We start from the raw sequence: 12813 nt of genomic DNA, 5'->3' as shown, positions 1-12813 counted from the left end.
CCCAATCTTAAAAAGGCGGCAAGCCATGCTATACAGCAGCCAAGAGCGAATCGAACAGTTCCTGCGCAATGGAAATAACCTTGGCATTGGCATTGTAAGCGGCTTGAAACTCGATCAGGCGGGCGGCCTCTTCGTCGAGATTGACCCCCTGCACATTGCTAATTTCCGCTTGAGAGCCTTCTAATACGGCCCGATCCGTATCCGAACGTATTTGCGCCTGGCTGGTTAGGGTAGCTATTTTAGCCACCGTTTGGCTATAGCTTTCGGTAAAGGTGTTGCCACCATCACTCATACTCATTGTCTCTTTGGTTTCCAGACCAACCAATTGCAGCGCATTGCGGTTATCGGATGCGCCATCGTCGTTCCATCTGATAATAAATTCATCACCGCTTACGGGCCGCCCACCGAGTTCAAACTGATAACCCATATAGGTCGATTGGGCGTCTGGCAGGCCGCTGAAAATACTGCCTGCCAAGGGGTCGGTGATCAGGCGGGTGCCCCCTTGCATAACAACGTCCACCTGGCCGCCGATGTTCATACGCGAAGTGTTTTGGTTACCCTGACCGTTCATCAAGTTATAGACCTGATATTCAATAGTGCCCGTTTCGGTAATAAACACCTTGGTCTGGCCAGTACTGTTTAGTAACTGATTCAGCTGAGTTTCAATATCCGCCTTTAGGCTATCGGAGTCGGTGTAGTTGTCGGTTAGATCAACCGTGCCGGTGCGCCCGTCAGGCAGATACATCTGATAGACATAGGGCCCGTTGAGCTCAAAATTATACCCGGTTTCATTGTTCAACAGACCTAGGGTATCGCCACTGACCGCGCTAAACGGCCAGCGCTCACCGCTGGAAATCAACATGCTGTCGCCTGGATCGATCACCGCGTTGTTTGCTAAGCTACCGGGTAAACTCGGTACGCCGGAAATCACCGATTGTGCCTTGTCACCGCGTATTTCCAATAAAATATCGTTGCCGTTTTCATCCATGATGGTCAGGGTCACACCATCACTCTTGGCGGACACACCCCGATTTATGAGATCAACATGATTGTTAATGCGGTCGGCCAAGAAATTGGCATTCATGTCTTCCGGTACGATCTCTGGAAAACCGTCCAGGTATGTTGTTTGGTTGGCACTGCTGACAAGTTGAGTAACCTCATGGCCATCTACCCACACCTCGAAAGGCATGTCGGGGCTGTATGTGGTCCCGGAATTGGTAAAATTGGTCAGTTGCACCTCGGTATAGGCTCGCGCAGAGACACCCTTAACCCGATTCAACTGGGTCACAATTTCATTGGCACTGGCCGAGGCAAGGGTTGAGATGGTCGGCACCTGGGTTTCCTTGCCCGTGATCGGGTCGGTTTGATAAAAACTGAACCGCTCCGGATTGATGCCATTGGGGATAGGTTCAACAGACGGCCCATCCATACCAATGGCCGGAATCGACGATGGCCGGGCACGCCAACTGCTCAGCGCGGTTTCAGCGGTGTCACTGGTAAAGAGGGTATTGGCAATGCCGGGAATAAATTCCATATTTTCTTGCGGCGGGTTCAAGGACACCGGATTGCCAGGATCACTATTGTCAAAAATTGAGTAACGGGTTGGGCTGAGGAACTTGATCACCAGCGGCGGGTTCAATTCGCTGTCGCTGGCAAAGGCGGCCGACTCCCGGCTCAGCATGGTTCCCTGGTCGATAAAGCCACTGCCCATATTGCTTAAACTGGTTTCGGCCTTAATGGGGAAGGCTAGAGCTAGTTGACCAGGCTCCTTCAGCAGGATGTCCATATTTTGTGCGGCAGAGCGCAGCGGCGCAATGGTAAAGGCGTCGCCCTGCTGAAAGGTTCCGCCTTCCAGTACCACGTCTAAACCGTCAAACGATAGGGTCTGCGGGAACGACCCGACCAGAGCCCCCTCCGAGACCACCTTACCGTCATCGAGGCGTGTCACTTGGAAGCGGGCACTGCCCGGCCCCGGCAAAGCGAGCTGGTATTCGCTGGTCGTGAGGGCGCCAGAGTCGGTAAAGTAAACATTGAACAACCTATCGTTCGGTAGGCTGTTAGAGCTATGGGCATGAACCCGCTCTGAAGCCAACAAAGGATCGTTCATGTCTTGAAAAAAATTGGTGCCCAACTGGCCGTCCAGATCAATACCCAACTGTTGTTGTGCATTGGTTTCTTGAGCGAATGCCACGGCGATAATACCTAGAGAGTTGATCGCCTTGTCTAAGGCCTCCCCCCGGAAATCCACTAAACCACCGATCTTACCACCACTGATTTTCTCGGTGACATCGAAGCTGCTTACCTTACTTTCAAAACGAATACTATAGCGTTTAGGGTCCTTCTCACCCGGCACCGTTTCGAGCCTGTTGGCACTGGTGCCGTCCACCAGGGACAGGCCCATTCCAACGCTAATATTAAAGGCACCGTCAACATCGAGCACGTCGACATTAACTAATTCGGATAGTTGACGGACCAGCTCATCGCGCCTGTCGAATAGATCGTTGGGCGGCTCAGACGTCGCCGAGCCCCGGGTATTGGCAATCTCTTCATTGAGACCGGCAATACCTTGGCTGATAGTATTGACTTGACTGGTAGCTACTTGTAATTGGCCATTCAAATTTTCATTCTGCGTGTTCAGATAGTGCGACAGGGTTGCAAAGCGTTCACTCAAACCCTTGGCCTCACCCAGCACTACATCACGAGAGGGGATGTAGCTTGGGTTGTCTGCGGCACCTTGAAGGGCGGCGAAATAGCGATCCATCTGGGGTTGCAGCCCGGTAGAATTATCCGCCAACAGCCGATCGACCTGTTCAATCCCATCTCGATAGACTTGCGAGCCCTGAAAGCTACTGGTGTCAGCGCGCAGTTGATTGGTAAGAAATTGGTCGTGCACACGGCGTACGGTAGACACCTCGGCGCCCTGGCCGACATAGCCAAAGCCACGGAATAGCGGGTTACGACTTTCCACCACCACTTCCTGACGCGAATAGCCCGGCGTGCTGACGTTGCTGATGTTATGACCGGTGGTTTTCAGCGCTTCTTGTTGCACCAATAATCCGGAAATAGCTGTCGATAACATACTCATGAGCGTTTTACCTTAGGCCTTAGCAAACCAGTCGCTGTTAGCGATGCGACTGATTTTCTCGGCGTACTGGGGATCGGTGGCGTAACCGGCATCTTGCAGAGCCTGCAGGTAGTCATCACCGGTATCGGCGGCCAAGGCGGCCTGATAACGCGGCGAGTCTTGGACAAACTGAACATAATCGTCGAACGAGTCTTCGATCGACGGATAAGCGCGAAAAGGCGCTTTGATAGTTATCTGCCGACCGTCGATAAATTCATGGGTCGTGGTGGAGGCGGTTTCGCCCTGCCAGCGCTGATCGGCCTTGATGCCAAATAGGTTGTGCGAGGACTGGCCATCGCCATCGGCAATCACATGTTTGCCCCAACCGGTTTCCAAGGCGGCCTGGGCGACCAAGATGTGCGGGTCTAAACCGATCTTTTGGGCGGCCTTTTCGGCGTGCGGCATCAGGTTGGCGATAAAGGCCTCGGGCGAGTCAAACAGGGCGGACTTGCCGTTTAAGCGCGGCTCACCCAGTTCTTGCGGCTCATTGGCGGCCAGGACAGAACTGACGACCGAGATCGTGGCGAGTGACGGCTCATTTGCCACGCTTCGGGCAGCGCGCGGCGCCGTGGTTGGCAGGCGCTCAAGAATCGGTCGATTAGAGTGGTCGAGAGTTTTGACATCAACATTGTAGATATCCTCGACCACCGGGTGTTGTGCCTTGCTGATCTGCTCATAGAGCACGTCGGCCAGACCGAAGCCCCCGCTCTGCGACATCGACAACGACAACTGTTGATCGGACATATCGCGATAAAATTTGGTTTGATAACTGTTTTCCAGATCCGATGCCAAGACATCGGTGGCGTCGCGCATACTCTTCATAATTAGGCCAAGGAACATCGACTCAAACTGTTGAGCTACTGCCTTCAACGCCTCAGGGTCGTCTTTACGCGCACCCTGCTTCAAGGCGTTTAAGCCATTGAGATCGTTGTAGTTAAAAGCGGCATCGAGTTGTTGAGTCATCTGCTTCTCCGGCTAGGTGTTGCCGGTTTGCGAAACAAAACCGGCGCTATCATATCTATATCAAGGATTGTGCCAAGTTGGCCTTATTGACCTGCATAGCTTAAATAACGATCAGCTCCGCCTTCAGGGCCCCGGCTGACTTAAGCGCCTCGAGAATAGCCATCAGATCGCCCGGCGCAGCACCGACGGCATTCACCGCATTGACCAGATCGTTCAGGGTGACCGTTGGGCCGAACAAAAACATCGGCTTTAGCTCCTGATCCACGGCCACATCGGTCGCTGGCACGACCACGGTCTCGCCTTCTGCCAATCCATTGGGCTGGCTCGCCGCCAAACTGTTGGCAATGGTGACCGTTAGATTGCCGTGGGTGATCGCGACCGGCTCGATCATCACGTGCTGGCCGACCACTATGGTACCGGTCCGACTATTGATAATGACCTTGGCGGACTCCTCACCCGGGCTCACTTCGAGATTTTCCAGCACGCTCAAGTAGCTAACGCGCTGATTGGCATCGCGCGGGGCCGTGACCCGCACCGAAGTGGAATCGACCGCGTAGGCCGCATCGGGACCGAGTAGCTCATTAATGACCTCAGCCATGCGCATCGCCGTGGTGAAATCGGAGCGATGCAGGTTAAAGGTAAGGTGGTCGCCGTCGGAAAAGGCATTGGGTACCGAACGCTCGACGATGGCGCCACTGGGAATGCGGCCGGTGCTCTCAATATTCACCTGAATCGACGACCCGTCCTCGCCATCGGCGCCAAAGCCGCTGACCACCAGACTGCCTTGGGCGACCGCATAAGTCTTGCCATCGGCACCGCGCAACGGGGTTAGCAATAGGCTGCCACCGCGCAGGCTGGAGGAGTTGCCGATACTGGAGACGGTGATATCGATCTCTTGGCCGGGCTTGGCAAAGGCCGGCAGGGTGGCGTAGACGCTAACCGCGGCGACGTTTTTCAGCTTAGGATCCTCGCCTTCCGGAATGGTCAGGCCAAACTGTTCCATCATGTTCCGGAACGTCTGGTTGGTAAAGGGCGACTTATCGCCGGTACCGTCCAAGCCCACCACCAAACCATAGCCGACTAGCTGATTGCTGCGCACGCCCTGTACCGAGGACAGATCCTTGATCCGGTCGGCCCACACTAGGGTGCTGAGCAGGCAGAACATTAGGGTCAAAAAAGGCTTCATGGCGGTCATCTCGTTACTATTACGGAGTATGGAATAATAAGAGCAATAAATGTGCCTAGAATTGAACTGAGTTTCGATTGAGTCCCCAATTAGGTCTGTGCATGAGATCGGCATCGCCTCGCTGGGGGGCTGAACCCCCGCCAGATAAGGCTGCAGCGCACTTACTAGAGGGCGGACACCTCTGCGGAATCGCTCGGCGGAGTCTTGTTGGCGCCTGATTGGCAGGCCATTAGTCGAGTGCACCAGCCGATCTCGGCCGCTTTGCATGCCTGCCGGGCTCACCCACTGGCCGCTATTGCGGCAACTGGGGCAAACTGCAGATGCTACAAAACCCGATACGGTCCTATCGGGTCGTTTGGCGCTATCTTTGAACCTGCCCTATGGCCTTAGAACGGCATAATACTGGAATTCAATAGGGTACTGAGCCAACCCTGCTTACTGGAGCTGGCCACGGCACCGGCGCCGCTGTAAGCAATCCGGGCATCGGCAAGCTTTTCACTGGACACGGTATTGTCAAGATTGATGTCATCGGGGCGCAGCATGCCTTGAATACGGATGAATTCCGAGCCGGTATTGAGGGTAATCCACTTCTCGCCGCGCACGCGCAAGATGCCGTTCGGCAAAACCTCGGACACGGTGACGGTGATATTACCGGTTAAGGAGTTCGACTGGTCGGCATCGCCTTTGCCGGAGAAGGATCGGTCACCCTCGAGTGAGGCGCTTAGCTGATTGATCGGGCCAATGCCGGCGATGGTCGGTGCGCCCAGGCTGGCGCTGGAGTTTTTGCTGGTCTTGGAGGCCGATGACTTCTTACCCTGGGTACTCTCGTCCAAGGTGACGGTGATAATATCGCCCACGTTGCGCGCTTTTTTATCGCCATACAGGCTCATGCCATAGCTATCAGCAAACAGCGAACCGCCGCTGTTCGGGGGCGGAATCAGGGAGTCCGAGGGCACCGGCGCAAAGGCTGGGTCGCCGGGCTTAGGGGCCTCTGGCAAGGCAGCGATTTGCATGGTGCCACAACCCGATAAGATCAGGGCGGCCAAAGCCATCGATATAAATATGTGTCGGTTCATGGTCTGCCCTACCTGTTAAAATCAGTCATAAAAATAATCTTAGGGCCGACCTGCTGACCCTTGCGGTGGCGCACCATGTGCTGCCAAAATCGCCTGACGCTAGCGCCCAGACCTTACAAATTCTGAGTAATAAAGCCAAGCATTTGATCGGCTGTGCTGACCACCTTGGAGTTCATCTCATAGGCGCGCTGCGTGGAGATCATATCGACCATCTCCTCGACGATGGTGACGTTGGAGTTTTCCAGAGCACCCTGAATGATCGCCCCGAAGCCGTCCAAGCTCGGCACGCCCGCGGCGGCCTGGCCACTGGCGGCGGTGGCTAAAAAGAGGTTATTGCCCAGGGCTTGGAGGCCGGCCGGGTTGACAAAATCGACCACCTCGATGTTGCCAATTTCGACCGGATCGTTGTCGCCGGCCGAGACTGCGGTGACGATGCCGTCGGTGCCGACCGTGATGGTCTTGGCCTGATCGGGTATAACGATATTGGGCTCTACTAGGTAACCGTTGGCGGTGACCATATTGCCGTCGGCATCAATATGGAAGGTGCCGTCACGGGTATAGGAAATGTTGCCGTCGGGCAGCATGACCTGAAAGAAGCCACGCCCGTTGATGGCCATATCGAGCGGCTGTTCGGTGGTATTGAGGTCGCCCTGCATAAACACCTTTTGCGTACCCACGGTGCGCACCCCGGTACCGAGCTGCAAACCCGAGGGTAGCTGGGTGTTTTGCGAACTTTGCGCACCCGGCTGGCGCTGAATTTGGTAGATCAAATCTTCAAACACGGCCCGCTCTTTTTTAAAGCCGGTCGTCGAGGCGTTGGCCATGTTGTTGGAGATAGTGGATAAAGCAATATCCTGAGCTTCTAGGCCGGTCTTACCGACCCACAGTGCTTTCATCATAACGGCAATCCTCTTCCTAATTCGGTCATACTGGGCTTAGCTCAGCTGTAAAATTCGTTCGGCGGCACGCGACATATCTTCGGCCGTTTTCATCATCTTGACCTGGGTCTCATATTGCCGATTCAGTGCCAGTATGTTGGTGAGCTCGGAGACCGGATTAACGTTGCTGGCCTCAACAAAGCCGGAGACCACTGTCAGTACTGGGTCGCCGGGCAAGATCGCCGGGCCGGCCAGGGGCCGGAACAAACCGTCGGTGCCCTTGGCTAAATTTTGCAAATCTGGGTTGACCATCTTCAACACGTCGATGGCAATCATCTCATCCGGGCCGGCACCGGCCGGGCGAATCGAGATAATGCCATCGCCGGCGATCTCAACCTTTTCATAGGGCGGCAAGACGATCGGCCCGCCCTCCCCGATCACCGACTGGCCGATGCCATTGATCAGTTCGCCTAACGGACTGACCGAAAAATCGCCACGCCGGGAATAGGCTTCCTGGCCTTGGACATCGATAACCGAGAAAAAACCATCGCCGGTTAGGGCCGTGTCCAGGTCATTGCCAGTTTCGATTAGGGTGCCGTCGTTAAAATCGGAGGCGGGTCGCTCGGTCAGGGCAAAGGCTCGCGATGGATGATGCTCACCCCAGACCGGAATAGCGCGCGCTTGGGCAAAGTCCGATTTGAAGGCGAAGGTGCGGGCGTTGGCCAAGTTGTTCGAATGCGAGGCTTGCGACAGCATATTATTTTTCGCGCCAGTCATGGCGATGTATACGGCACGATCCATGGTCTTGATCCACTAAACTGAGTATCTAAGACTAGTAAGCGAAAGCTGTGCCAGGTTTGTTTTTATTTGTTTGAGTCTGACGAGTCCGGCCTAGAGGGCCGTGCAGGTGGGGGCGATACAGGCGCTGCGGTTCTGAAACAAGGCGGCATTCAGGCAAGGACTGTCCCGTTGGCAACCGACATCGACGCAGTGTTGCCGCTTTTTGGTCTGGCGGGTTAGCCGCTCGCGCTGGGTCTTGGCGGACCCAATACGAGCGAAGACACGCCGTTAGGCGGTGAGCCGAGCTTACCTGAGGTTGATGATGGTTTGAGTGACGGCGTTAGTCGTCTCAATGGTCTTGGCGCTGGCCTGATAGTTACGCTGGGCGATAATCAGATGCACCAACTGCTGCGAAAGGTCCACGGTGGAGTCCTCCAAGGTCGCCGATTGAACCGTACCCAATAATCCGGTACCGGCCACCCCAATGGTCGGGCCGCCAGACTCGAAACTTTCCTGCCAGGTGGTCTGCCCGACCGCGGTCAGTCCTTCCATATTGGCGAACGATGCCAGCGCGACCTGACCCAAGGCTTCCGACTCGCCGTTGGTGTAACGGGCGTATACGGTGCCATCGGTGTCAATTTCAAGATCCTTCAATCGGCCACTGCTGTAACCATCCTGTTGAAAGTTATAGCGCGCAAAAGGGCCACCGTATTGGGTCGTGCCACCAAAGGAGATGGTGAAGTTGGAGTTCAGATTAGGATCGGGTATGGGTTGAATACCACCCTCGGCAACATTCAGTGACGAATAGGCGCCATTAGACATGCCTGCGTCGTCGATCGGATCCCAGTTGGAGATTAGGAAATCACCAGCACTGCCCTCGTTCAGCGTACCATCGGCGTTGAAGTTCAACGTAAAACTGGCAAAGGTAGGCACACTGTTTTCCGGAAAGGGTAAGGCCGGATCGGGGTCGCCGACGTTTTCACCATCAATCTGGGCGTAGACGGTCCAACTGTTCAGCGCCAACGGTTGCTCTGGATCTCCCTGATCCTTGACATAATAGAGCTGTACCTGATGCTGGTTACCGAGTGAGTCATAAGCGGTTAACGAGCCGGTATCATTGTAGGTGTTCGAATCATCCGGATCGAAAGCGTTGATGACGATATCGCTAAAACTGGACGACGTAAGACCGCCAAATAGACCCGCGACCCGAGGAACCGGCTCGGACAGAGTAAAGCCTTCATTTAGGATAATATCAACAGAGCCACCCACTCGGGCATTGGTGTCACCATCGACCACCCGCCCCAACGTAAGGGGCGGCGTGCCACTAGCGCCTTGAATGGTGACACCATCGGTCGAAGTGAGTGACTCGATCGCGATGGATATATCGATACCAATGCTGGACATAATGACCGCATCGCCGGTAACAGGGTCCAGGCTGGCGTCGATATTGTTGAGCAAGGTACCGGAGTAGGAATTAATTTCGTCGACGATGCCCTGAAGGTCATCGGCAACTATAATCTGTCCGTTAACAAAGAATTCCATGCCCCCGCCATTGACATAGTCGGCCGCTAGTAAGCGGACTTCGGTTTCCGCCGTGGCCGTCACCCCGTCCAGGGCAGACAGTTGCGCCGCGATTTCAGACGCCTGACTGCTTTCTGGGATGGTCAGATTGGTGCGAATGTCGTTTTTCGAATCGTAGAGCAGGACCGCCTGTTCCGGGTAACCGTTGGTGTTGCCTTGCTCGCCTATGGTTAGCAGATCCGATTGAAATTCGTCCGACTGTAGTAGGGCATGGATCGCGTTAACATCCAGATCGCCACCCGAGGCTTGGATATTCGAGATGGAAACCTGTGAGGCTTCGCCTGATACGCTGGCGACAAACTGCAGGACTTCGTTATCGTCTGCATCGCGACCAACAACAGCACTGACACCGATATAATCGGCCTCAGGTACTGCGGCTAACTCCCGATTAATCGACGCGGCTAACTGGCTCATCGAATAAATTTTTTCCGTCAGACTAACATCAACAGAACCCGACCGGTTGTCGGCATCGGGCAAGGGTACTGTTAAATTAACTCGAAACGAGTTAGTACGATCAATCGGTTCTTCACCGGATATCTTGGTGCTACTGGTCAGGCCGAAGGTGGCCAAAGCATCCGTACTGCCGGTGATGGCAATATCTATAGGATAGGCCGCAATTTCGGTCCGCTCAAAAACCAAACGATCATTTATCTGCGATGCTTGGATCTGGCCAAACAACGTTGGATTGGCGTTAATTAGGTCGTTAATTGTTGCGACCAGCTCGGTACTGGAGGCGTAGGTATTTTCAGGAATAGTCAGAAATTGGCTCACCCCGCCATCCACGGTAATCTCCAAGATATTGGTGGCGGCAACATCTGCGGCCCCCAAGATCCGGGTCGGCACAGGAGAAGACACAGACGCCAAGCCCAGAGTTGTTGGCGTAACCGTAGAGGGGACGGCCGCCGCCGCCGTTTGGTCGACTATATTAATTTCAACCGGGCCAATGCCAGCATCGTCTGAAACGATGCTAATAAAACCCGTGGCTGCGTCCCGACTGACCGCGACGGCAGCGGTACCGATACCCGCTTGAAAATTCGGCGCCGTATTGATAGCGCTTTCTAGATCGGTTAAAAAGTCATCTGTGGCTGTCGCGCCCGTCCAGCCGCCGGCTGGGATCGCCAGGCTCACGGTGTCGGTTACAGCGCCGATGGTCATGCTAAAAGCCATCACGGCACCAACGGCCTCACCGGTCGCTATATTGCCCAGAGGCAGCGCTATAGCAGTGCTCAACACGGTCGTATCGCCCGGCACCAGGTCTGCGAAGGTTAGTTCGGTAGTGTTATTGCCTTGAATTGTGGTGGCTTGGCCGGCATAGCTGGTTAAATCGAGCGAGCCATTATTGGCAAACAGATTGGTGCCCGCGATAGCGGTAACCTCAATAGGGTCGTCTATTTGCGCTCCGCTATCGAGTCCCAGATACTGTTCTGCGCCAGCCGATACAACGCCACCGGGGCCGGCTAGGGCGTTGACTTCGAGCGTGTCACCGGCAACTTGGGCATCGATGCGCGCAAAGTTCAGCATACCCTCTGATGCAAAGGCATGTACCTGGGTATCTAATCCGGCCGTCTGCAGACCGGTATTAACCGCGGATGCTAACGCACTGGCGTCCGGATAGGTCGCCGGCGAGGCCAACGTGACGTTCGTCGCCACACCATTGAGCACGACCTGAAGACTGTCATTACGAACTTGGCCTAAGGCTACATTAGGGCTGAGTACTGACTTAGCGGTAAAACCCAAATCATCAAGCGATACTGAGCTGCTATTGAGACCCGCCACTGTGGTGATCGTTGTCCGGTTTGGACCGCGAGCGCCATCGGCAGTAAAGCTGAGCCGATCGATGGCGGCATCATATTGAAAGCCTAAGCCGCCACTGACACCGCCGGGTGCCCCGATAGCTGCATTCAGATCGGCCACAAAATCGGCGATACTGGCCCAGCCATCTTGCGCATCGGGCACGGTATTAGTAGTCGAGGGTACACGCACGGTGACGTTATTGAGACCAGCCTGGCCCTCTACGGTTAAATTAAAGACCATATCCAAATCAATCCCCGCCGCGCCGTCCAAGAAACCTGGGACAGTCGAGTCGATAGCCAAAACATCTCGGCTGCTGGTCAGCTGGGTCGGGGTGTCGGTATTAACGATACTAAGTCCTGGGGTGGCATTGCCAATAAAACTGATACTGGTTTGGCCGAAATTCAGATATTCACGGCTAGATAATAGACCGCCAACATTGTCGCTAATCGATAAAATATTTGAGCCATCGGTGGCATAGGTACCTTTGGCCTCAAAACGAATGCCGCCACTGGGCTGGACAACAGCCTGAATCTTACCAGCCAGCTCCGAGTCGCCCTCGATCGTGGCATTGATGGAATCAACCAATTCGTTCACATCGTCATAAACGATAGCATCCGAAAAGGGCTTAATATTGACTACTAAAGCCGCTGTACCGGCATTGATATTGAGCCCTTGAATGCTGACGTCTAAGCTGTAGGCGGCCTCGACAGCCGTCGGCTGCCAAGGGAATGTCATCCCAGTGCCGGCTGCAACACCTGAAAAGCCAATGGGCCCGCCTAGGATCTGACTGGGGGTGCCCGCAGTGGTCGGAAAACCAATAGCCTCCAGGGTGGTCACTTCATTTACGGCCGACCCAACCTGGGCCACCCCAACGGCGAGACCGTTGGTGCGTGTAGTAAGACCAGACGACTGCAAAACAACAGCACCGGCTGGGACATTAATCTGGGCATCGATGGCGTGGGTGCCACGTGGAGCTTGGTGACCGGCATCAATGCGCAAATCGGTTAAAATACCGCCGACGATGACATTCTTATCGGCACCAAAACCTTGCAGGACTGAGCCCTGATTGTTGACCACATACCCATCCTTGTCGACCCCGAAGATACCCGATCGGGTATACCCGGTGTCGCCATTAGGCGCTTTGGTGACAAAAAAGCCATTGCCATCGATGGCCAAATCGAGCACCGACTTGGTCTGTGTCAGGGTACCCTGATCAAATTTCTGACCCACATTGCTGACGTTCACGCCGGATCCAACCTGGTCCTGACCCATACCAATAAACGAGCTGGTATAGGCATCACCGAACTCAGCGCGACTGCCTTTAAAGCCGGTGGTGCTGGCATTCGCGATGTTGTTGCCGGTAATGGCCAAGTCTTTGTTGGCGGCGGCGACGCCGCTTAATCCTGAGCTGAAACTCATCGTTCGGTACCT

The 12813-nt window shown here is 54.8% G+C and carries 7 protein-coding genes; all 7 read right to left on the bottom strand.

Annotated features, from left to right (window positions below; genetic code table 11):
• Positions 1 to 28 precede the first annotated feature (28 nt).
• Complete coding sequence (flgK, locus tag AC4FIC_RS05270; RefSeq protein WP_100257533.1) at positions 29 to 3085, bottom strand: flagellar hook-associated protein FlgK; 3057 nt, start codon at positions 3083 to 3085, stop codon at positions 29 to 31.
• Positions 3086 to 3097: 12 nt separating this feature from the next.
• Complete coding sequence (gene flgJ / locus AC4FIC_RS05265) at positions 3098 to 4087, bottom strand: flagellar assembly peptidoglycan hydrolase FlgJ (protein WP_100257534.1); 990 nt, start codon at positions 4085 to 4087, stop codon at positions 3098 to 3100.
• A gap of 100 nt (positions 4088 to 4187) precedes the next feature.
• Positions 4188 to 5273 (bottom strand): flagellar basal body P-ring protein FlgI, encoded by a 1086-nt coding sequence (locus AC4FIC_RS05260; protein WP_193437297.1) that lies wholly within the window; start codon positions 5271 to 5273, stop codon positions 4188 to 4190.
• A 386-nt stretch (positions 5274 to 5659) separates the two neighbouring features.
• Positions 5660 to 6349: a flagellar basal body L-ring protein FlgH gene (flgH, locus tag AC4FIC_RS05255; RefSeq protein ID WP_100257536.1), complete on the bottom strand. Its 690-nt coding sequence runs from the start codon at positions 6347 to 6349 to the stop codon at positions 5660 to 5662.
• A 113-nt stretch (positions 6350 to 6462) separates the two neighbouring features.
• A complete protein-coding gene (gene flgG / locus AC4FIC_RS05250) occupies positions 6463 to 7248 on the bottom strand; it encodes a flagellar basal-body rod protein FlgG (RefSeq protein ID WP_100257537.1) in 786 nt (261 codons plus the stop codon).
• Positions 7249 to 7284: 36 nt separating this feature from the next.
• Positions 7285 to 8028, bottom strand: coding sequence for a flagellar basal body rod protein FlgF (locus AC4FIC_RS05245; protein ID WP_476194409.1), 744 nt, complete (start codon positions 8026 to 8028; stop codon positions 7285 to 7287).
• Positions 8029 to 8313: 285 nt separating this feature from the next.
• Positions 8314 to 12801, bottom strand: a complete 4488-nt coding sequence (locus tag AC4FIC_RS05240; protein WP_100257539.1) for a flagellar hook-basal body complex protein — start codon at positions 12799 to 12801, stop codon at positions 8314 to 8316.
• Between the last annotated feature and the right edge of the window lie 12 nt (positions 12802 to 12813).

The organism is Reinekea sp. (genome assembly GCF_982785585.1).
This window is presented reverse-complemented; position numbering and strand designations above follow the sequence as displayed.